Origin of the sequence: Arthrobacter sp. ZGTC212 (assembly GCF_002929255.1) — a bacterium.
Lineage (GTDB): Bacteria > Actinomycetota > Actinomycetes > Actinomycetales > Micrococcaceae > Arthrobacter_B > Arthrobacter_B sunyaminii.
This window is the reverse complement of sequence record NZ_PJIJ01000001.1, coordinates 823,199-842,656: the sequence shown is the minus strand read 5'-3', so window position 1 is coordinate 842,656 and position 19,458 is coordinate 823,199. Positions and strand designations below refer to the sequence as shown.

Here is a 19,458-nt window from a genome sequence, read left to right as displayed (position 1 = left end):
TGAGACCACACTAGTGGGCAGGCTCGAGTCTTATTATGAATTATTCATAATAAGTGGTTAGCTAGTGGCCATGACATCGACAGCAGCCACCGCAGAGACCACCGCACGGTGGTCCGAAGCGCTGCGCACCCACGGTCGTCGGGTCACCAAGCAGCGGCTGGCGGTCCTCACCGCCGTCGAACATCACCCCCATGCCGTGGCCGACGACGTCGCCGCCGCAGCACGCGGGGAGCTTCCGGACATCAGCCTGCAGTCGGTCTATGTGGTCCTGGCGGACCTGACCGAGACCGGGCTGCTGCGGAAGATCGAGCCGCCGCACTCCCCCGCCCGGTACGAGACCCGCGTGGATGACAACCATCACCACGCGATCTGCACCGGCTGCGGACGGATCGAGGACGTGGACTGCGCAGTGGGGCACGCGCCTTGCCTGACGCCGGAGAACACCCACGGCATGACCATCCAAATTGCGGATGTGCTCTACCGGGGGCTCTGCGCAGACTGCGCCGGCCAAGCTTCCTGACGTCATCTGAACACCCTTAAGAAAGAGAGAGCATGTCGAATTTCACCACCACCCAGACCGGCACACCGGTTGGCAGCGATGCCAACTCGCTGAGCGCCGGCCCCAACGGAGCCATCGCCCTGCACGACCGTTACCTGGTCGAGAAGCTGGCCCAGTTCAACCGTGAGCGCATCCCGGAGCGCATCGTGCACGCCAAGGGTGGCGGCGCATTCGGTGAGTTCGTTGTCACCGAGGATGTTTCCAAGTACACGCGTGCCGCTGTCTTCCAGCCGGGCACCGTGACGGAAACCGTCCAGCGCTTCTCCTCGGTGGCCGGCGAGCAGGGCTCCCCCGACACCTGGCGCGACGTTCGCGGCTTCGCACTGCGTTTCTACACCTCCGAGGGTAACTACGACATCGTGGGCAACAACACCCCGGTGTTCTTCATCCGCGACGGCATCAAGTTCCCCGACTTCATCCACTCGCAGAAGCGCCTCCCGGGCTCCGGCCTGCGTGACGCTGACATGCAGTGGGATTTCTGGACCAACTCCCCCGAGTCCGCACACCAGGTCACGTACCTGATGGGTGACCGCGGCATCCCGACGTCGTGGCGTGAAATGCCCGGCTTCGGCTCGCACACCTACCAGTGGATCAACGCCGCCGGCGAGCGTTTCTGGGTGAAGTACCACTTCACGTCCAACCAGGGCAACCACGAGATCAACGGTGCCGAGGCAGAGAAGATTGCCGGCGCCGACGCCGACTACTACCGCCGCGACCTGTACGAGGCCATCGCCGAAGGCAACTTCCCGTCCTGGGACCTGCACGTCCAGGTCATGCCGTACGAAGATGCCAAGACCTACCGGTTCAACCCGTTCGACCTGACCAAGGTCTGGCCGCACGCGGACTACCCGCTGATCAAGGTGGGTACCCACACCCTGAACCGCAACCCGGAGAACTTCTTCGCGCAGATCGAGCAGGTTGCCCTCTCCCCCGCGAACCTGGTTCCCGGCATTGACGCCAGCCCGGACAAGATGCTGATGGCCCGCATCTTCTCCTACCCGGATGCACAGCGTTACCGCATCGGCGCCAACTACAACCAGCTGCCGGTGAACTCGCCGAAGGCTCCGGTTAACAACTACTCGCAGGACGGCGCCATGCGCTTCTCCTACAACTCCCCCGAGACCCCGGTCTACGCGCCCAACACCCTGGGCGGCCCCGTAGCCGATGCCGCACTTGCCGGCGAGGGCTCCTGGGAGAGCGACGGCTCGCTGGTCCGCGCCGCCGCTACCCTGCACTCCGAGGACAGCGACTTCGGCCAGGCCGGCACGCTGTACCGCGAGGTGTTCGACGACGCTGCCAAGGAGCGTTTCCTGGAAACGATCACCGGTGCCGTCTCCGGCGTTCAGCGCCCGCACATCCGCGAAGCTGCGATCCAGTACTGGACCAACGTTGACGCGACCCTGGGCGAGAAGCTGCGCCTGAACCTCGCTTCCGGCGAGACGACGCCGATCGAGAAGGCCGAGTTCGTGGGCGTTGCCGACTAACTCCGGATACTCCGGCAACCGCTTCGGTGGTTGGTGAAATGACATGAGCGGCCGGTCCCTTCGGGGCCGGCCGCTTTTGTGTAATTGGCGACCGCTTTGGGCGTCGGCGCCCGGTTTGGGAAATCCCTGCCTGTGCGGACCGGAAGGGATTTCCCAAACCGGTTACATCTGCCCAAAACGGAGGGGAAACCTCGGTTGCTGGTGTTTCCCTACCGGTCGGGCCAGTACCAGATGATGAGCATGGTCACGAGGAAGCCGGTAAGGAAATTCAGCTTCAAGAAACGCTTCCAGCCGGCGTTGGCACGCTCCGAATCCGCATCCGAAATACCGAGGAAGGGCAGCAGGTTGAGGATGTACGGCAGCGCCAGCAGGCTTCCGAGCGTTGCCGGCCACGGAGTGAGGAGCATCAGCAGGCCGCCGGCGAGATAGGCTGCGGCGGCAATCCGGACCACTGCTTTGGCGCCGAGGACCGTGGCGATGGAACTGATCCCTCCCTCGCGGTCCGGCACCACGTCCTGCACGGCGCCGAATGCCTGGCTCGCCATCCCCCAGAGGAAAAACGCCCCCAGCACCGCCCACAGCCCCGGCGTGAACACGGCTCCGGCCAGCACCAGCCCGTAGACCGCGGGCGAGACGAAGTGGGTGCTGGACGTGATGGAGTCCAGGAAGGGACGTTCCTTGAACCGCAGCCCGGGGGCGCTGTACGCAATGACGGCAAAGACGCTTACAGCGAGCACCAGCCAGGACAGCGGATTGCCGAGCACGATCAGCGCAACCAGGAACGGAACATTGGTGACGACGGCGGCCCACAGGGTGATCCGGTGGAAGCCGCGGTCCAGGACCGCCCCCTCCACTCCGCCCTTGCGGGGGTTGTGCAGGTCGGATTCGTAGTCGAAAACGTCATTGATGCCGTACATCGCCAGATTGTAGGGAATCAGGAAGTACAGCGTTCCCAGCACCCAGGTCAGGTCAATGCCGCCCGTGGTGATCAGGTAGGCGGCGGCAAACGGATACGCGGTGTTCACCCAGGACAGCGGCCTGGACGAGACCAGCAGCATCCGCAGCGTCGTTCCCGCCGTACGGGTGGTTGTGCTCACTGTTTCTCCTGGGGATTGATGGCGGCGTTGCGGGCCTTCAGGGGGTTCTTCCGTTTTCCAAGGAGCATCCACAGCGCCGGCAGCAGCAGCACGGCGGCAACCGTGTAGGCGAAGTCTTCCAGCGGTGCCCTGCCGATAAAGGCACCCGAGATGCGCTCCGGGTTGTACCAAAACAGTCCCGCGGCGATCATCACGTTGTCGAAAACGGCAGTGAGGAGCAGCAGGACAACAGCGGTGATGCCCAGCGCCGCCAGCACGCCCTTCCGGCCGCCCGCCGTCGTCGTGGTCCGCCGCATCAGTGCTAAGACCAGCACAGCGGCGGCCGGAACCAGGAACACTGCGTTCAATGCCCAGTACGTCACTGTTCCGCCTCCTGCCGGGAAGTGCTGCGCTTTCCGGCGCGGTTCAGCACCAGGGACACCAGGCCAAACAGGACCATGGTCAGGTAGCAGAGGAAGCCGAGGAAAAAGACTTCTTCCACGGGCAGGTGCGGTGCCAGGACAATGCCGAGCATGATCGGTGTTTCACCCCGGTAGAAGATGTCCAGGCCAATGCCGCCCAGGTCCCACAGCAGGAAAAACACCAGCCCGATTGCCGTCACCCAGGAGGCACGCCTGGCGTCCGCGAAGAAGAAGAGCCGAAACCGGTGATCCAGCAGTACCATGCAGCCGATCGACGCGAGCAGCAGGAACAGATAGAGGAATCCCACTAGCCGCGGCCTCCCGGAGCCCGGTCCCCGTGTCCGGACGGCACGGGCAACTCTTCCGTGCTGGTGTCCCCGCGCAGCCGCTTGAGCACCAGTTCTGCACTGATCAGGCACATCGGCAGTCCGATGCCCGGCAGGGTGGAGCCGCCGGCGTAGAGCAGCCCGTCCACCTTGCGGCTCGCATTGGAACCGCGGAAGAACGCGCTTTGCTTGAGCACATGCGCCGGGCCGAGCAGCGTTCCGCGCCAGGAGTTCAGGTCCTGAACAAAGTCCTGCGGGCCCACGGTTCGCCGGACCGTGATGCGCTCGGCGAGGTCCGGGATGTTTGCCCAGTCGGAAATCTGGGCGATGACGGCGTCGGCCATCCGCTCGATCCGTTCGTCGCCGCTGCCGTCCATGCCACCGGCTCCCAGAGCCGGATCGGAGGGAACAGGCACCAGGACGAAGATGTTCTCATAGCCGTCCGGGGCGGCGTCCGGGTCGGTCGCACTGGGGCGGCAGACATAGAGCGACGCCGGATCCGGCACCGAGGTTTCCTTGCCGAAGATCTTCCCGAAGTTCTCTTCCCAGTCCTTGGTGAAGAGCAGCGTGTGGTGGGCCAGGGACGGCAGCGTCCCGCGGACCCCCAGGTGCAGCAGCAGCCCGCCGGGGCCGGGGATCCGGTTTTTCCAGTAACGCTCCGGATAGGTCTGCAGGTTCCGGGGCAGCAGCGAAGTTTCGGTATGGTGCAGGTCCGCCGCGGAGACCACCAGATCGGCGTCCAGCACCAGTGCCTGTCCGGCAACATTGGTGTATTCGACGCCGGTGGCCCGCACGCCGGGGCTGCGCCGGAAACGGCTCAGCCGCCCGGCCGGCTCAGGATCCGTGGTGCGGATCCGCGTGACGGTGGCATCGGTACGGATCGTGACGCCCTCCGCGGTGGCCAGATCGGCGATGACGCTGATAAGCCGGGTAAACCCGCCCATCGGATAGAGCACTCCGTCCGCCAGGTCCAGCCGGCTCATCAGGTGGTACATGCTGGGCGTGGTGAATGGGGAGGAGCCCAGGAACACGGCCGGATAGCCCAGGATCTGCCGGATCCGGGGATCGGTGAACTTCTGTGCCACGAAGGAACTCAGCGGCTGCAGCAGCAACTGGGCAAGCCGGGGACCGCGCTTGAGCACGTCGGGGCGCAGCAGCGGCAGGAAGGAAGCGAAGGTCGAATAGAGGAACCGCTTTTTGGCCATGTCATAGACGTCGACGGCGGAATCCAGGTATTTCTCAAGCTTGGCTCCGGCGCCGGGCTCGAGGGATTCAAACAGTTTCACGTTCTCAGCGCGCGTGGCCGCGATGTCGACGGGTTCACCGGAACCTTCAAAGATGACCCGGTAGCCGGGGTCCAGCTGCACCAGGTCCAGCTGCTCCTCGGCGGATGTGCCCATGAGGCGGAAGAAATGGTCGAAAACCTCGGGCATCAGGTACCAGGAGGGCCCCGTGTCGAAGCTGAAGCCGGCGCTTTGCCAGGTACCGGTGCGTCCCCCCGGGACTGACTGCTGCTCCAGGACGGTGACCCGGAGGCCTTCCCGAGCCAGCAGCGCAGCAGTGGCCAGGCCCGTGATGCCGCCGCCGATCACTACGGCGGTGCGGGGAGGTGCGGATGCGGTCCTGCGGGTCATGGCTGCCTTCCGGCTTCGGTGCCGCGCAGCGCCGGGCGGCGGAGGCGGTGGGTGTAAAGCGTTTGTGCCGCAATGCGCAGCTTCACCGGGTTGGGCACCCGGATGCGGCTGCTGCGCAGCTGCCGGGCGGGTGTGGCCCGCAGTCGGCGCGACAGTTCACTGAACAGTTCCTGCGCCAGCGCCACGGCGGGCCGCGCAGCCGGCGGGAGCTCCGCGATGGACGCTCCGGAGACCAAAAGGTCTGCATCGATGTCATCCAGCAACCGGTGCTTATCCGCTTCGGAGAACGACCCCACGCTGATGCCGGGAAAGTAGCTGCGGCCCAGCGTGTCGAAGTCGTCCGCCAGGTCCCGCAGGAAGTTGACCTTTTGGAAGGCGGCTCCCAGTCGCTGGGCACCTTCCTGCAGGCGTTTGCCCCGCTCCTCGCTGACCTCGGTGCCGTGCAGGAAACACTGCAGGCACATCAGTCCGATAACCTCGGCCGAGCCGTAAACATAGTCGTTGAAGGATTCGGCGGTGTGCTCGGTGCGGAGCAGGTCCGCGCGCATGGACCGGAAGAACGGAGTGGTCAGTTCCCCGGTAATGCCGGTGGCGCGGGCGGTCAGGGCGAAGGCGTGCACCACCAGGTTCACGCTGTAACCGGTGTTCAAAGCCTGCCGTGTTTCCGCTTCCAGGGCATCCAGTACGCGGGCAACGTCCTCCGGCGGCAGGGCCGCCTCCGCGGCCACGCCGTCCACGATTTCATCTGCCAGCCGCACCAGCGCGTAGATGGCCTCGATCTGCAGCCGGGTCCGGGGCTGCAGCAGCCGCGAGGCCAGCCCAAAGGATGTGGAGTAGGAACGGATCACCACAGACGCCGTCTCCACGGCGACTTTGTTGTACAGCGAAAGGCCGCTCTGCCTGGCCATCCCCTACCGTCCCCGGTTTACGGCGCCGGCCACGATGCGTTCGAGCACCTGGCGCAGCGGCCCCGGGATGGACGGGCAGTCCAGGTGGGACCGGGCGCGGTCCGCGTATTCCTCCGCCAGGGTCCGGGCGTAGTCACGGGCCCCGGAACTGATCAGCAGTTCCCGTGCGCGGTCCGCTTCCTCGGCGGTAAGATCCGGGCAGCCGATGAGATGGGACAGTTCTTCCCACGACTCACCCTGGGCGGCGTGCGCAATGAGAACCGTCCGCTTTCCCTCCCGCAGATCGCTCAGGTTCGACTTCCCGGTGGCGCTCTCCTTGCCGAAAACACCGAGCAGATCATCGACGAGCTGATAGGCAATTCCAGTGTCCCGGCCAAAGTCGCCCAGCGTTGCGACGGCGTCGTCGTCTGCTCCGGCCAGCACCGCACCAGCCTGCAAAGGTGCTTCGAAGGAGTAGACAGCTGTCTTCAGGCGCTCCATGTCGAGGATCTCGGGGATCTGCGGTGCACCGGGGGAAAAGGAAAAGTCCACGTCGATCAGCTCGCCTGCGGCGGAGGCAAAGACTGCGTCATCCAGGATCGCCGCGAGTCGAAGCCGGGTCTGCTGGTCGGTGTCAACGGTGTCCAGCATCCGGAACGCCCCGATCAGTGCCAGGTCTCCGGCGATGATTCCCGCTGACATGCCCCGGTGCCGAGCGGATTCCGGTGTCTGCCCGGCTGTCTGCGCCAGGGCCCGGTAGGTGCCCGAAACATTCTCGTGTCCGCGCCGCATGAAATCCAGGTCGATGACGTCATCGTGGATGATCAGCGCCGTGTGCAGCAGCTCAAAGGCCGCACCCACCCGGGCCGCCGCTTCCGTGTTCGTGCCGCCCAGATGATGATAAGCAGTCATCAGGATTCCAGGGCGGACGCGTTTGCCGCCCACCGTGGATTTCTCCAATGTGTCCCACAGGCTAAGGTAGCTGGGACTAAGTTTGGCTGCACGAAGCTTTGCCTGGGAAAAGAATTCACGCAGGACACCTTCCACCTGCTCGTATCCGACGGCTGGGTCAAGCAGTGGTTCGGTCTCCATAGGTCCAGTAAACACGGTGAGTATACGGAGGAGAAATGTCGCAACGCGGGGAACTCGTAGTTCTCGTGGATTCGGATGGCACGCCCGTCGGAACGCAGGAAAAATCAACGGTCCACACAACTAATACGCCCCTGCATTTGGCGTTTTCCACTCATGTGTTTAACCGCGCCGGACAATTGCTCGTAACCCGGCGGGCCTTAAGCAAGCTGACGTGGCCGGGAGTATGGACCAATTCCTTCTGCGGGCATCCCGGTCCCGGCGAGGCCACAGAAGACGCCGCCATCCGCCGGGCGGACAGGGAGCTGGGCCTGACACTGGCCCGGGACCAGCTTGACCTTCGGCTGCCGGATTTCCGCTACCGTGCGGTGGATGCCTCAGGAATCGTGGAGCACGAGATCTGTCCTGTCTACACGGCGGTCACGGACGCAGATCCCGTGCCTGCTGCGGACGAAGTCATGGACTGGAAGTGGGCGGATCCGCTCGCGCTGGCCGAGGCCGTGCGCCTGACCCCATGGGCCTTCAGCCCCTGGCTGGTGCTGCAGTTGCCCCTGCTCTATCCGGAGGTATTCGCGGGCCGCGGTTCCTCCGTGCCGGCATAGGCCGCAAAGGAGAACCGGCGGGGCCAGCGAACCCACGGCGCTTCAGCGGGCCAGTGTGCCCACAGGGTGTGAAAGGCCCGGCGGAAACGGCGGATGATGTTCGCGGTTCCGATCAGCGCCCGCGGGGCCATGCCCACCACTAAGGTCCGTTCAAAGCGGCACCGGTAGCGCTGGCCCATATGCAGACTGAGGCAGACGTCGTCGTGCATCTCCGGATCGCTGCGGTGCACCTCGGAGCGGATCTCACACCACGCTGAACGGCGCAGGGCGAGGTTGGAGCCGAAGAGCGGCAGATGCCCCATGGCAAGACCCATGGCCAGGTAATAGGACCCGAGGTACAACACACTGAGCACAGCGCCAACCGGCCTGCGGAAGCCGTAGAAGGAGCCGGGCCCGGAGAGCGCCGCGAGGGCGGGATCGGCGCAGAAGGATTGTGCTATCTGCTGAATCCAATCCGGCGGCAGCACGCAGTCGGCGTCGCACCGCGCAATGATGTCTCCTGACGCGGCGTCGTAGCCGGCGGCAGCTGCGGCCGGAATTCCGCGTTCCCCCTCAAACACCACGCGGGCACCAAACCGGCGCGCGACGGCGGCGCTGGCATCAGTGCTGTTGTTGTCCACCACCACGATTTCAAGCGGCGGCACCGATTGTCCGGCGAGGGAGGCCAAGCACCCCTGGAGGGCGGCCGCGTCATTCAAACAGGGGATCACCACGCTGACTGAGGGCAGGGCGGCAGACATGGGGGAAGTCTACCGGGACCGGCATCCGTCTGGGACACGGCGGACCTCCCGGATGCTGCTCGTCTGCCGCCGGGCTGCACGCTGCGCTACCGTGAATTCATGATTGACGCCCTCCTCCGTCGTTCCGCGGGTTCCGGAGAGTTCTTCGCTGACGGGGTGCGCCTGGCCGTCCTGTTCAGCCTCGCTGCAGCTCTCCTCTGGTACGGCCCGGTGGACGTGGCCCTGTTTTTCCTCGTTCTGGGGGGAACGCTGGTCTCACGTTCCCTGAACATCTCCCGGCTTTTTGACGGGCTCTACGGGCTGACGCTGCTGACCGCGGCATGGAGCAGCGTCCTGGACGTGTACGCGCGGGTGGGCTGGTGGGACCTTCCGGTGCACTTCGCCGCCACCGGTGTCATAGCCGGCATGACGTACTTCCTGCTGTCCCGCCTCGGTGTGATTTCCGTTCCCGAGCGTCGCCCCGCGCCTGCCGCAGCCCGGCTGGCCGTGCCGGTGCTGGTTTTCGCCCTGGGGCTGGCCGTGAGCGTGTTGTGGGAACTGGGCGAGTGGTGGGGCAACTCCTTTGTGGACGCCGCCATCAACGTGGGCTACCAGGACACCATGGGTGACCTCGTAGCCGGCGGATTGGGCTCGCTGCTCGCCGGCGTCGTGATGGATCAGATGATCCGGCGGAACCCGGAATCAGCAGCTCAAGCATCAGGTGCCGGTTCGCCGCTGCAGCGCCGCCTCCACCGCTGATACCAGCGCGTAAAGCACGATCGACGCAAGGGTCACGACGACGACGCCGGCCCAGACCTGGTCATACCGGGCACGGGAAACGGCTGACACGATCCCGTAGCCTATCCCCTGGCCGGTTGCCAGCCATTCGGCCAGCAGCGCTCCCGTCAGTGCTCCCGGAATCGACACCCGCAGAGCCGTGAAAAAAGCCGGCGCAGCGGAGGGCAGTGCCACCTTCCGGAAGGCGTCCAGCCGGCTGCCGCCGTAGACCTGGACAACCTCCAGCATGGCCGGCGAGGCAGATCGAAGTCCGAACACCATCGTGACCAGTGCAGGGAAGAGCACCACGATGCCGCCCATGGCAGCCACTGCGGCTTCCTGCCGGCCAAAAATCAGGATGATCATGGGAGCCAGCGCCACCAGCGGCACCGACCGAAGAAGCATGGCCAGGGGCATCAGGGCTTGTTCCACTCCTCGGAAGACCGTGAAAAGGCAGGCCACGACGGCGGCGGCGAGCATTCCCGCGGCGAACCCCATTCCGGCGTCCAGCAGGGTCTGGCCCAGCTGCCCCATGATGAGGGCCCGGTTTTCCGCTGAATCCGGATCACGGAGCAAATAGCTGTAAACGTCCCAGGGACCCTTGCCGATGTAGGCCGAAACCTCGAACACGCGCAGCAGCCCAACCCACAGCGCCCCGACAACGGCCAGGGACAGGACAAGACCAAACAGCATCTTCCCCGTAGACCGGAGCACCCCGCGCATCAGAACCCTCCGGCCCGGACGCTGGAAGCCCAAGGTGCAGCGAACCGGGAGAGGAGTCCCAGCACGGCGTACGCTCCCCCGGCCAGGGCGGCACAGGCAAAGGCAATTCCCCAGACCCGGGCTACTTCCAGGGTCTGTTGGGCGTTGACCATTGCCGGTCCCAGCCCGCGGTCCACTCCCCCGACATACTCGCCCAGGATGGCGCCCAGCAACGCGGCCGGGGCCGCGATTTTAAAGGCCGCCAAGACCGCCGGGAGGGCCGCAATGATGCGGACTTTCATGAGTTGGTGGATCCTGCGGCCGCCGAACACCGCCACAATATCCAGGCAGGACCGGTCGGCCGCCTTCAACCCGGCGAGGGCACTGACCATAGTGGTGAAGAAGACGGACAGGGCAGCCAGTGCGACGGCGGTGCCTGAGGGATCACCGGAGCGCGGAGGTCCCAGGACGATGAAGATCACCGGGCCGACGGCCACCACCGGCAGGCAGTAACTAATGACGGCCAGCTGCGTTGCCAGGCGTTCCAGCGGCGGAACCAGCAACACCAGGAACGCCAACAGCAAAGCCAGGGCGTTGCCCCACGCGTAGCCGGCACCGGCTTCGAGCAGGGTCACTGCGGCGTTCCGCCAGTAAAACCCCCATCCGTCAGCTCCCATTTGGCTCAGCACCTGCCAGGGTGTGGGTATGGCTCCTGTGCCGCCCCCGGCCGGGGCCCCGACACCGCGCAGGAATGTGGCGGCACCGATCCACCACAGCGCCAGTGCAGCGCCCGCCCCGGACAGGCCCACGGCCCAATGCGGAAGCTGTAGGCGTCTCACGGGGTCTCCCCGGACACCGGACCGCTGAACAGCAGTTCTGAAGCATGGTCATGCAGGGCGTGGAATTCAGGGGTGCGCATCATGTCCGGAGTGCGCGGCCGCGGCAGGTCCACGGTGATGACTTCCTTGATCCGTCCCGGCCGCGGGCTCATGACCGCAACGGTGTCAGAGAGGAAAATGGCTTCGGAGATACCGTGGGTGACCATCAGCGTGGTGGCAGGTTTCTCGGTCCAGATTCGCAGCAGTTCCAGGTTCAGCCGCTGGCGGGTCATGTCATCCAGTGCTCCGAAGGGTTCATCCAGGAGCAGGACGGACGGTTTCAGGACCAGGGCCCGCGCAATCGAGACGCGCTGGCGCATTCCGCCGGAAAGCTGTGCCGGGCGGGCCTTCTCAAACCCGTTCAGCCCCACGAGGCTGATCAGTTCACGGATATACGCGTCATCAGCGGGCAGCCCCGAGACTTCGAGCGGCAGCCGGATGTTGGTGTAGACGCTGCGCCACGGCAACAGCGCCGAATCCTGGAAGGCGATGCCCAGTTCGTGTCCGCGGCGAAGATCCTGCGGGGATTTCCCGTCCACCAGCACTTCACCGGTGGTGGGGGTTTCCAGCCCGGCCAGGATCCGGAGCACGGTGGATTTGCCGCAGCCCGATGGTCCGAGCAGAGAGAGGAACGAGCCCCGTTCGGTCATGAGATTGGCAGCTTCCAAAGCCGTGACCTTCTGCCGGCCGGAGATGAAGGTCTTGCCCAGGTCTGCGAGCCGGATTCCCGTTCCTGACCGGGACCCCGCGGATTCCGGTTGCACCAATGTGCCTGCGGGCGGCACTGCGGCAGCCACGAAGTCCCGGCGCAATTACTTCAGCTCCGGATTTTCTTCGTAAACCTCCGCCAGCAGGCTCATGTCAAAGACATCTTCGGCAGCGAGGTCATAGCCGGCCAGTTTCAGGATCGAGAGGTTCTCTTCGATCAGGGAATCAGAGATGGTGAAGAGACCATTGGTTTCGGTCTCCTCGGTAACCACCAGCTTGGTGTTCTGCTCTTCGGCCTGCATCTTCTCCTTGGCCATGTCCAGGTTCAGGTCGGCGCCGTAGACTTCCACAGCCAGACGTGCCGATTCCTCCGCATCCGCCACGGCGTCCTTCCAGCCGCGCAGTGTGGCACGCAGGAAATCCTTGAGCTCTTCGCGGCGGTCCGCGATGCTCTCATCCGTGGTGACAAAGCTCTCCGCGACAAAGGGCAGTCCGTTGTCCGCGAAGGGCAGCACTGCCGTCGCGTGGCCGGCCAGTTCCAGGGTCAGCACCTCGTTGGTCAGGTAACCGAAGAAGCCGTCCACATCGCCGTTGACGAGAGGCTGGGGATCATATTGGACCGGCACCTTCTCGACCGTCCCGGCATCGATGCCGTTGACTTCCAGCAGAGCGTCGAACAGGGTCTCGTTGACCCCGGCCTGCACACCTATCCGCTGGCCTAACAGGTCTTCCGGGGCGGTTATCGGGTTGCCGTCCAAAGAAATGATGACAAACGGATTCTTCTGGTACGTGGTGCCGATGATTTTCAGCGGCGCGTCTTCCTCCACAATGACCGGTGCAACACCCATGGGGCTCGAGGTGCCCACCAGGGCCCCGCCGGAAAGGAGCATGGTTTCCGTGGACGTGCCGCCCGGTCCGCCGGCAATCAGGTTCAGCTCGCTGAAGCCCTCCTCGGCGTAGTAGCCGTTCGCGTCGGCGAAGTACTCTCCGGCGAACTCCGCGTTCTTGATCCAGGACAGGTTCATGTCCAGGGTGCCGTAGTCGCCGGCATCTGTGCCGGCCTCCGCCTCGGACCCCGTGCAGGCGGTGACCAGAAGCAGGCTGGATGCGGCCAGAGCGGCAAGGGCTGGCGTGAAACGTCGTGTTGGCCGGGAGGTAAGGCTCATCGGTATCAGGCTTTCCGTAGGCGAATAAGTCCTGAGCCTAGGAACGCATTGTTACCACCGGCGTACTTTCCTCGTTACGTTGCGGTAAACGGGCAGGCCGGCGCTTGCGCCCCGCCCGTCCGTGCCCGTTGAATCCGCGGCCAGGCACAAAAAAGTCCGGACGGGGCCCTGCGCCCCGTCCGGACTTTGATCCTGCTGTGCGGTTACTCGCTCATGTACTTCTACTTGCTGATGTACTTCGCGTGCGCCTCGTGCGCCCGGGCTACCTCTGCCCGGATCTCCTCGATGTCCTTGACCTTGTTCCGGTACTTGAGGTCCATCCCGGCGATCTGCCGTTCTTCCTCGCAGAGCGCGGTGTAGATACGTTCCCGTTCGCCTTCATCCGTCGTGTAGGACAGGTCCAGGTAGGCGTTGGCGTGGCGGCGGGCATTGTTCACGGCCGTTTGGGCCTTGCCGGCCGGGCTGACCAGCGACGCGATGATCGTGACCGTCAGGACCCCGATGATCACACCGAGGGACAGTCCCGTGCCGATCTCGATGACCTCCACATGCTCGCCGTTGTTGATGAACCACAGCGTGTTTTCGTGCAGTGCATGCAGCACCAGCTTCACGCCGATGAAGGCGAGAATGGCGGCCAGACCGTAGGAAAGGTAGATCAGGCGGTCCAGCAGTCCGTCGATGAGGAAGTAGAGCTGGCGCAGGCCCATCAGGGAGAACGCGGTGGCGGTGAAGACAATGAACGTGCTCTGGGTCAGGCCGAAGATGGCCGGAATGGAGTCCAGGGCGAAGAGAATATCGGTTCCGCCGATGGCCACCATGACCAGCAGCATGGGGGTGAGGACCTTCTTGCCGTTCTCCACCGTGACGAGCTTGTCGCCGTCGTAATGGTCGGTGGTGGGCAGCACACGTTTGGCGATGCGGATGATGAAGTTGTTTGCCTCATCCTTTTCGCTGTTCTCGGGCTTGAGCAGATTGCCGGCCGTGATCAGCAGGATCAGGCCGAACAGGTAGAAGATCCACGAGAAGGAGTTGATCAGCGCCGCGCCCAGGAAGATGAACCCGGTCCGCGCGATCAGGGCGAAGACGATGCCGAAGAGCAGCACCTTCTGCTGGTCTTCGCGGGGCACCCGGAAGCTGGCCATGATGATGAGGAAGACAAAGAGGTTGTCCACTGAGAGAGCCTTCTCAGTGATGTATCCGGCGAAATACTCACTGCCGGCGGTGGCTCCGCCGAAGACCAGGACCAGGACGCCGAAGACGAGCGCAAGACCCACGTAGATGGAAGACCAGACAGCGGCTTCCTTGAGCGTGGGAATATGCGCCTTGCGGATGTGGAAGAAATAATCGAAGGCCAGCAGGCCCAGAATGACGGCAATCGTCACTCCCCAGATCAAGGGGGAAACAGTCATGGAAATCCGCTTTCGTAGGGTCGTCAGAGAACCATAGGTCTCTCCGGCAACCTTGAACAGGTGCCCGCTGCATCCGGCGGGGGCATCGGTGCCCAGCGTGTTGACGGATAACGGCGAGGTGGATACTCCCCTACGAAGGGATCAGTCTAACGGGTTTGGAAGCGTTACTGCCACTCATTGTTCGCGGGGATCTCCAGAAGCGGCAGGTCAGCCGGGGTGTCAACGTCCAAACCGTCAGAAAGATCAGAGCAGTTGACGACGTCGATCAGTGAGGGATTGGCGTGCAGGTACGCTCTGGCGCCGGCGTCTCCAGCCGCCGTCTTCGCCGCAGCGGCGGCCAGGACCGGGTCAAAGACCAGCGGATGGCCGCGGCGAAGATCGGCTGACCCGGGCTGCCGGTAGCCGGCGGCGGTGATACGGCCGGGTTGATGGCGTGCAATCAACCGGCCGACGACGGCGGCGCTCACCCCGGGCTGGTCGCCGAGTGCCACCAGCAGCGCTTGTGCGCCGGGGTGGTCCGCCAGCGCGGCGTTGACGCCTCGGCTAAAGGAGGATCCCAGTCCGGTTTCCCAGGACGGGTTGGTAACTATTCCGGCCCGGTCCAGCCGCGCATGGGCCAGCACCCGGTCGGCTTGGGCCCCAAGGACCACGGTAATGTCAGTGCAGCCGCCGCTGCGAAGCTGCGTGAGGATGTGTTCAATCAGCGGTCTGCCCCGGAAGGACAGCAGTGCTTTGGTGCCCAGACCCAAACGGGTGCCCGCCCCGGCAGCCAGCACAAGGCCAACCACCGGGACGGGCACGATGTCAGCCTTCGCAGTCAGAGCAGTACTTCATGCCGTTCTTTTCCAGGGCCACCTGGGAGCGGTGGCGGACCAGGAAGCAGGAGGCGCAGGTGAATTCGTCGTCCTGCGCCGGAACCACGCGGACCAGCAGTTCCTCGCCGGAGAGGTCAGCGCCGGGGAGTTCAAAACTCTCCGCGGCCTCCGTTTCATCAACGTCTACGGCGGTGGCGGACGGGGTCACACTGCGCTGGGCCTGCAGTTCTTCAAGGGACGCGGTGGATGCTCCGTCGTCCTCGGTCTTGCGCGGTGCGTCGTAATCTGTCGCCATCTTCCTTGGCTCACACTCCTATTTTCAGCTCATTGTCGGATCCGGCCTTGATCGTAACGGATGGACGGCAACTCCCCTGCCTCCAAGGGCAACAATCCGGACATATTCGCCGCAGGCCGAATCAGGTGCAGCCCGCCGTACGCCCAGGGCAGGTCCGGCACCCTGCCGCGCCGGCCCCGGGCATGCCAAAGGGGCGCCCCGTTTCCGGAACGCCCCTTCGAATTATCCGTGTAGTTTTGCTACGGCTTCTTGGGCTCGGGCTGCACTTCGGCCGGAGCCATGGTGTGGTTACCACCCGTGGTGAAGGATCCGTTGGAAGCGGAGCCGGTTCCGCTCGCTTCAGCGGGCTTGGAAGCGGACGAGCCTGCCGATGAGGCGGGCTTACCGGAATCCGATGAATGCGAGACCTTGTCCTTGGCAGTGGAAGTAACCTCGGACACCTTCTCCTGCAGTCCGGGTGCCTTTTCCTTTGCCCACTCCGTGCCGTGGGAAACAGTTTCCTGGACCTTGGGGTCCTTCCAAAGTTCCATCAGCTTTTCGCGGCCGGCCTTGGAACCGAGCAGGTAGCCAACGCCTGCGCCGGCCAGAAATACGAACTTCTTAACCATGGTGCTCCTCATTCCTGCCCCCGTGAGGGGCATTGCGAATACCGTCTGGGTGTTCATACGCACACTACCGCCGGAAGCGGAAGAATCAACAGCAACCTTACTATGTCCGGACCGGTTCCGCGTACCGGTGTGCCTAGCTGCCCATCAGGCGGGACCGGATGAGGAACCGCTTGCCCTCCGGAGCTTCGACAGAGAAGCCGCTCCCCCGGCCCGGGACCACGTCGACCGTAAGGTGAGTGTGCTTCCAGTACTCGAACTGCTCCAGGGACATCCAGAAGTCCAGTTGTTCCCCGGGCGCCACTTCAAAGGTCCCCAGCAACACATCCGCTTCAGAGGTGATGAAGTCCCCGGCCGGATAGCACATCGGTGATGAGCCGTCGCAGCAGCCGCCCGATTGATGGAACATCAGCGGGCCGTGCTGTTCCCGCAGCTGCAGCAGGAGCTGGTGCGCAGCAGGCGTCAACGCCACCCGGGAAAAGTTCTCCCCGGGCAGCGTGACGGCGGCCTCCAGCGCCCCTGCAGACACGATGGCGGCGCGGTTGGAGCCTGCTTCCTGGTTTGCAGCCATCAGTACTGGACAACCACCCGTCCGTCGACTTTGCCCTGCTCCAGCTCCTCCATCACGGCGTTGATCTCCTCAAGGTTCCGGGTGCTCACCTTCGGGTGGATGAGGCCGCGGTCGTAGAAGTCGATCGCCTCGGCAAGGTCCTGCCGGGTGCCCACAATCGAGCCGCGGATGGTGAGTCCCTTGAGCACAATGTCAAAGATGGGTGCCGGAAAATCTCCCGGCGGAAGGCCGTTGAAGACAATGGTGCCGCCCCGCCGTGCCATGCCAATGGCCTGTCCGAATGCCGAGGGATGGACTGCCGTGACCAGCACGGCATGGGCACCGCCAATCTTGGTCTGGATGGCCTCGACGGGATCCTCGTTGCGTGCATTGACCACCACTTCGGCGCCGAATGAGGTGGCGAGCTCCAGCTTGTCGTCAGCGATGTCCACAGCGGCAACCCGCAGTCCCATGGCTTTGGCATATTGAACCGCGATATGGCCCAGCCCGCCAACGCCGGAGATCACCACCCATTGCCCGGGCCGTGCTTCGCTGACCTTCAGCCCCTTGTAGACGGTCACTCCGGCGCACAGGATCGGCGCAATCTCCACCGGGTCCGCGCCCTTGGGGATGCGGGCGGCAAATTTGGCGTCAACCAGCATGTACTGACCGAAGGATCCGTCGACTGTGTAGCCGCCGTTCTGCTGCTGCTCGCACAGCGTTTCCCACCCGGTGCGGCAGAATTCACAAACACCGCAGGCAGACCACAGCCAGGCGTTGCCCACCATGTCTCCAACGGCGACGTCCGTAACGCCGTCTCCCACAGCAACAACTTCACCGACGCCCTCGTGGCCGGGGATGAAGGGCGGAGTGGGTTTCACCGGCCAGTCACCCTGGGCAGCGTGAAGGTCAGTGTGGCAGACGCCGGTGGTGACCAGCTTGACCAGCACCTGTCCCGGTCCCGGGTCCGGGACCGCCACTTCTTCCACTGACAGTTCCTGTCCAAGCTCGTTGACTACGGCTGCTTGCATGTTTGCCATTCGGTCCTCATCTCTCCTTGATCCGCACGGGTGTAGTTCAGCGTAGGTTCGACCGTCCGGGGTTAGAAGAAGCCCTGCTTGTTTTCGGCGTAGCTGACCAGCAGGTTCTTGGTCTGCTGGTAGTGGTCCAGCATCATGGCGTGGTTCTCTCGTCCGATGCCGGAGGACTTGTAACCGCCAAACGCCGCGTGTGCGGGATAGGCATGGTAGTTGTTCACCCATACCCGGCCGGCCTGGATGTCCCGGCCGGCGCGGTACGCGGTGTTGCCGTTGCGGGACCATACGCCGGCTCCCAGGCCGTAGAGGGTGTCGTTGGCGATGGCCAGAGCCTCGCCGTAGTCGGAGAAGCGGGTCACCGAGACCACCGGGCCGAAGATCTCCTCCTGGAAGATGCGCATGTTGTTGGTGCCTTCAAACACGGTGGGCTTCACGTAAAAACCGCCGGCGAGGTCGCCGTCGAGCATTAGGCGCTCCCCGCCGGTGAGCACTTTTGCGCCTTCCTGATGCGCAATATCCATGTAGGAGAGGATCTTTTCCAACTGGTCGTTGGACGCCTGCGCACCGACCATGGTGTTGGTATCCAGCGGATTGCCCTGGATCATCTGCGCGGTGCGCGCCAGCGCATCGGACATGAAAGAGTCGTAAATGGAGTCCTGGACCAGCGCCCGTGAGGGGCAGGTGCACACTTCACCCTGGTTCAGGGCAAACATGTTGAACCCTTCCAGTGCCTTGTCGTAGAAGGCGTCATCCTCCTGGGCGACATCGGCGAAGAAGATGTTCGGGCTCTTGCCGCCCAGCTCGAGGGTGACCGGAATGAGGTTCTGGCTCGCGTACTGCATGATCAGCCGGCCGGTGGTGGTTTCACCGGTGAAGGCGATCTTGCGGATCCGCTTTGAGGATGCCAGCGGCTTGCCGGCCTCCACGCCAAAGCCGTTGACCACATTGAGCACACCGGCGGGCAGAATGTCCGCGAGCAGTTCCATGAGGACCATGATCGAGGCCGGGGTCTGCTCGGCCGGCTTCAGGACGATGGCGTTGCCCGCGGCAAGCGCCGGAGCCAGCTTCCAGACAGCCATGAGGATGGGGAAGTTCCACGGGATGATCTGTCCCACCACACCCAGCGGTTCGTGGAAGTGGTAAGCCGTGGTGTTGTCGTCAATCTGGGAGAGCGTGCCTTCCTGCGCGCGGACGGCTCCGGCAAAATAGCGGAAGTGGTCAACGGCCAGCGGCATATCCGCGGCCAGCGTCTCACGGACGGGCTTGCCGTTGTCCCAGGTCTCGGCAACAGCCAGCAGCTCCAGGTTTTCTTCGATGCGGTCGGCGATGCGGTTCAGGATCTGTGCCCGCTCCGCCACCGAAGTCTTGCCCCATGACGGAGCGGCCTTGTGCGCCGCGTCCAGGGCCAGGTCAATGTCCTCTGACGTACCCCGGGCCACTTCGCAAAACACCTTTCCGGTGACCGGAGAAACGTTTTCAAAGTACCCGCCCTTGACCGGGGGCACCCATTCGCCGCCAATCCAGTTCTCGTATCGGGGTTTGAAGGAAAGCTTGGAGCCCTCGGTGCCGGGCTGTGCATATACAGTCATGTTGCGCTCCTGGAGTTGTGACGTCGGTGTCTTTTCCGTCGGTGGCATGAGCGTAGACCCGGCTACGTTGCATCTACGTAGCGCCAGGGATGGTGCAGCGCCTGCACCGGCATTATTGTTGCCGTGGGC

General features: G+C 64.2%; 22 protein-coding genes. 4 read left to right on the top strand and 18 right to left on the bottom strand.

Annotated features, from left to right (window positions below; all coding sequences use genetic code 11):
- The first annotated feature begins 70 nt into the window (after positions 1 to 70).
- Together CXQ89_RS04135 and CXQ89_RS04130 are read left to right on the top strand one after the other, a co-directional pair.
- The gene (locus tag CXQ89_RS04135; RefSeq protein WP_104052876.1) at positions 71 to 520 is read left to right on the top strand and encodes a Fur family transcriptional regulator; all 450 of its coding nucleotides are present in this window, start codon (positions 71 to 73) and stop codon (positions 518 to 520) included.
- 32 nt (positions 521 to 552) lie between these two features.
- Complete coding sequence (locus tag CXQ89_RS04130) at positions 553 to 2,043, top strand: catalase (RefSeq protein ID WP_104052879.1); 1,491 nt, start codon at positions 553 to 555, stop codon at positions 2,041 to 2,043.
- A 209-nt stretch (positions 2,044 to 2,252) separates the two neighbouring features.
- Here CXQ89_RS04130 and CXQ89_RS04125 read toward each other — a convergent pair whose 3' ends face one another.
- The 6 genes from CXQ89_RS04125 to CXQ89_RS04100 are packed head-to-tail and all read right to left on the bottom strand — an operon-like array spanning position 2,253 to position 7,480.
- Complete coding sequence (locus CXQ89_RS04125; protein WP_104160388.1) at positions 2,253 to 3,140, bottom strand: prenyltransferase; 888 nt, start codon at positions 3,138 to 3,140, stop codon at positions 2,253 to 2,255.
- Positions 3,137 to 3,502 carry a lycopene cyclase domain-containing protein gene (locus tag CXQ89_RS04120; protein WP_104052882.1) on the bottom strand — a complete coding sequence of 122 codons (366 nt, stop codon included), beginning with the start codon at positions 3,500 to 3,502 and terminating at the stop codon, positions 3,137 to 3,139. The genes CXQ89_RS04125 and CXQ89_RS04120 overlap by 4 nt, the downstream gene beginning before the upstream one ends.
- Complete coding sequence (locus tag CXQ89_RS04115; protein WP_104052885.1) at positions 3,499 to 3,849, bottom strand: lycopene cyclase domain-containing protein; 351 nt, start codon at positions 3,847 to 3,849, stop codon at positions 3,499 to 3,501. The genes CXQ89_RS04120 and CXQ89_RS04115 overlap by 4 nt, the downstream gene beginning before the upstream one ends.
- Positions 3,849 to 5,501 (bottom strand): phytoene desaturase family protein, encoded by a 1,653-nt coding sequence (gene crtI / locus CXQ89_RS04110; RefSeq protein ID WP_104160387.1) that lies wholly within the window; start codon positions 5,499 to 5,501, stop codon positions 3,849 to 3,851. The genes CXQ89_RS04115 and crtI overlap by 1 nt, the downstream gene beginning before the upstream one ends.
- The gene (locus CXQ89_RS04105; protein ID WP_104160386.1) at positions 5,498 to 6,409 is read right to left on the bottom strand and encodes a squalene/phytoene synthase family protein; all 912 of its coding nucleotides are present in this window, start codon (positions 6,407 to 6,409) and stop codon (positions 5,498 to 5,500) included. The genes crtI and CXQ89_RS04105 overlap by 4 nt, the downstream gene beginning before the upstream one ends.
- Before the next feature lie 3 nt (positions 6,410 to 6,412).
- Positions 6,413 to 7,480, bottom strand: coding sequence for a polyprenyl synthetase family protein (locus tag CXQ89_RS04100; RefSeq protein ID WP_237685635.1), 1,068 nt, complete (start codon positions 7,478 to 7,480; stop codon positions 6,413 to 6,415).
- Between the two features lie 35 nt (positions 7,481 to 7,515).
- Between CXQ89_RS04100 and idi the strand changes: the two genes are divergently transcribed.
- Positions 7,516 to 8,079 carry an isopentenyl-diphosphate Delta-isomerase gene (gene idi / locus CXQ89_RS04095; RefSeq protein WP_104160385.1) on the top strand — a complete coding sequence of 188 codons (564 nt, stop codon included), beginning with the start codon at positions 7,516 to 7,518 and terminating at the stop codon, positions 8,077 to 8,079.
- Here the strand turns inward: idi and CXQ89_RS04090 are convergent.
- Positions 8,034 to 8,819, bottom strand: coding sequence for a glycosyltransferase family 2 protein (locus tag CXQ89_RS04090; protein WP_104160384.1), 786 nt, complete (start codon positions 8,817 to 8,819; stop codon positions 8,034 to 8,036). The two genes, idi and CXQ89_RS04090, sit on opposite strands and share 46 nt — an antisense overlap.
- Before the next feature lie 99 nt (positions 8,820 to 8,918).
- Between CXQ89_RS04090 and CXQ89_RS04085 the strand changes: the two genes are divergently transcribed.
- On the top strand, positions 8,919 to 9,557 hold the full coding sequence (locus tag CXQ89_RS04085; RefSeq protein ID WP_104160383.1) for a hypothetical protein: 639 nt from the start codon (positions 8,919 to 8,921) through the stop codon (positions 9,555 to 9,557).
- Here CXQ89_RS04085 and CXQ89_RS04080 read toward each other — a convergent pair.
- From CXQ89_RS04080 to CXQ89_RS04030, 11 genes are all read right to left on the bottom strand, one after another.
- Complete coding sequence (locus CXQ89_RS04080) at positions 9,516 to 10,268, bottom strand: ABC transporter permease (RefSeq protein WP_237688604.1); 753 nt, start codon at positions 10,266 to 10,268, stop codon at positions 9,516 to 9,518. The two genes, CXQ89_RS04085 and CXQ89_RS04080, sit on opposite strands and share 42 nt — an antisense overlap.
- 29 nt (positions 10,269 to 10,297) lie before the next feature.
- The gene (locus CXQ89_RS04075) at positions 10,298 to 11,116 is read right to left on the bottom strand and encodes an ABC transporter permease (RefSeq protein ID WP_104160382.1); all 819 of its coding nucleotides are present in this window, start codon (positions 11,114 to 11,116) and stop codon (positions 10,298 to 10,300) included.
- On the bottom strand, positions 11,113 to 11,922 hold the full coding sequence (locus CXQ89_RS04070; RefSeq protein WP_374952974.1) for an ABC transporter ATP-binding protein: 810 nt from the start codon (positions 11,920 to 11,922) through the stop codon (positions 11,113 to 11,115). Before CXQ89_RS04070 ends, CXQ89_RS04075 begins: the two co-directional genes overlap by 4 nt.
- 45 nt (positions 11,923 to 11,967) lie before the next feature.
- A complete protein-coding gene (locus tag CXQ89_RS04065; RefSeq protein ID WP_104052897.1) occupies positions 11,968 to 13,029 on the bottom strand; it encodes an ABC transporter substrate-binding protein in 1,062 nt (353 codons plus the stop codon).
- Between the two features lie 221 nt (positions 13,030 to 13,250).
- Positions 13,251 to 14,438 (bottom strand): TerC family protein, encoded by a 1,188-nt coding sequence (locus CXQ89_RS04060; protein WP_104052898.1) that lies wholly within the window; start codon positions 14,436 to 14,438, stop codon positions 13,251 to 13,253.
- Positions 14,439 to 14,602: 164 nt separating this feature from the next.
- Complete coding sequence (locus CXQ89_RS04055; protein ID WP_237688605.1) at positions 14,603 to 15,238, bottom strand: NTP transferase domain-containing protein; 636 nt, start codon at positions 15,236 to 15,238, stop codon at positions 14,603 to 14,605.
- 4 nt (positions 15,239 to 15,242) lie between these two features.
- Complete coding sequence (locus tag CXQ89_RS04050; RefSeq protein ID WP_104052900.1) at positions 15,243 to 15,548, bottom strand: DUF4193 domain-containing protein; 306 nt, start codon at positions 15,546 to 15,548, stop codon at positions 15,243 to 15,245.
- Between the two features lie 239 nt (positions 15,549 to 15,787).
- Entirely contained in the window at positions 15,788 to 16,156 is a 369-nt protein-coding gene (locus CXQ89_RS04045) for a YtxH domain-containing protein (RefSeq protein ID WP_104052901.1), read from the bottom strand.
- A 133-nt stretch (positions 16,157 to 16,289) separates the two neighbouring features.
- Positions 16,290 to 16,724 carry a DUF779 domain-containing protein gene (locus CXQ89_RS04040; RefSeq protein WP_237685636.1) on the bottom strand — a complete coding sequence of 145 codons (435 nt, stop codon included), beginning with the start codon at positions 16,722 to 16,724 and terminating at the stop codon, positions 16,290 to 16,292.
- Positions 16,724 to 17,734, bottom strand: coding sequence for an alcohol dehydrogenase AdhP (adhP, locus tag CXQ89_RS04035; RefSeq protein ID WP_104160687.1), 1,011 nt, complete (start codon positions 17,732 to 17,734; stop codon positions 16,724 to 16,726). The genes CXQ89_RS04040 and adhP overlap by 1 nt, the downstream gene beginning before the upstream one ends.
- A gap of 71 nt (positions 17,735 to 17,805) precedes the next feature.
- Positions 17,806 to 19,329, bottom strand: coding sequence for an aldehyde dehydrogenase family protein (locus tag CXQ89_RS04030; protein ID WP_104052902.1), 1,524 nt, complete (start codon positions 19,327 to 19,329; stop codon positions 17,806 to 17,808).
- Between the last annotated feature and the right edge of the window lie 129 nt (positions 19,330 to 19,458).

What these genes read in the sequence shown, in the direction of transcription:
- CXQ89_RS04135 (WP_104052876.1), top strand. Translation starts at nt 71, where the DNA reads ATGACATCGACAGCAGCCACCGCAGAGACCACCGCACGGTGGTCCGAA.
- CXQ89_RS04130 (WP_104052879.1), top strand. Translation starts at nt 553, where the DNA reads ATGTCGAATTTCACCACCACCCAGACCGGCACACCGGTTGGCAGCGAT.
- crtI (WP_104160387.1), bottom strand. Translation starts at nt 5,501, where the DNA reads ATGACCCGCAGGACCGCATCCGCACCTCCCCGCACCGCCGTAGTGATC.
- CXQ89_RS04105 (WP_104160386.1), bottom strand. Translation starts at nt 6,409, where the DNA reads ATGGCCAGGCAGAGCGGCCTTTCGCTGTACAACAAAGTCGCCGTGGAG.
- CXQ89_RS04100 (WP_237685635.1), bottom strand. Translation starts at nt 7,480, where the DNA reads ATGGAGACCGAACCACTGCTTGACCCAGCCGTCGGATACGAGCAGGTG.
- idi (WP_104160385.1), top strand. Translation starts at nt 7,516, where the DNA reads ATGTCGCAACGCGGGGAACTCGTAGTTCTCGTGGATTCGGATGGCACG.
- CXQ89_RS04090 (WP_104160384.1), bottom strand. Translation starts at nt 8,819, where the DNA reads ATGTCTGCCGCCCTGCCCTCAGTCAGCGTGGTGATCCCCTGTTTGAAT.
- CXQ89_RS04085 (WP_104160383.1), top strand. Translation starts at nt 8,919, where the DNA reads ATGATTGACGCCCTCCTCCGTCGTTCCGCGGGTTCCGGAGAGTTCTTC.
- CXQ89_RS04080 (WP_237688604.1), bottom strand. Translation starts at nt 10,268, where the DNA reads ATGCTGTTTGGTCTTGTCCTGTCCCTGGCCGTTGTCGGGGCGCTGTGG.
- CXQ89_RS04065 (WP_104052897.1), bottom strand. Translation starts at nt 13,029, where the DNA reads ATGAGCCTTACCTCCCGGCCAACACGACGTTTCACGCCAGCCCTTGCC.
- CXQ89_RS04060 (WP_104052898.1), bottom strand. Translation starts at nt 14,438, where the DNA reads ATGACTGTTTCCCCCTTGATCTGGGGAGTGACGATTGCCGTCATTCTG.
- CXQ89_RS04050 (WP_104052900.1), bottom strand. Translation starts at nt 15,548, where the DNA reads ATGGCGACAGATTACGACGCACCGCGCAAGACCGAGGACGACGGAGCA.
- CXQ89_RS04045 (WP_104052901.1), bottom strand. Translation starts at nt 16,156, where the DNA reads ATGGTTAAGAAGTTCGTATTTCTGGCCGGCGCAGGCGTTGGCTACCTG.
- CXQ89_RS04040 (WP_237685636.1), bottom strand. Translation starts at nt 16,724, where the DNA reads ATGGCTGCAAACCAGGAAGCAGGCTCCAACCGCGCCGCCATCGTGTCT.
- adhP (WP_104160687.1), bottom strand. Translation starts at nt 17,734, where the DNA reads ATGCAAGCAGCCGTAGTCAACGAGCTTGGACAGGAACTGTCAGTGGAA.
- CXQ89_RS04030 (WP_104052902.1), bottom strand. Translation starts at nt 19,329, where the DNA reads ATGACTGTATATGCACAGCCCGGCACCGAGGGCTCCAAGCTTTCCTTC.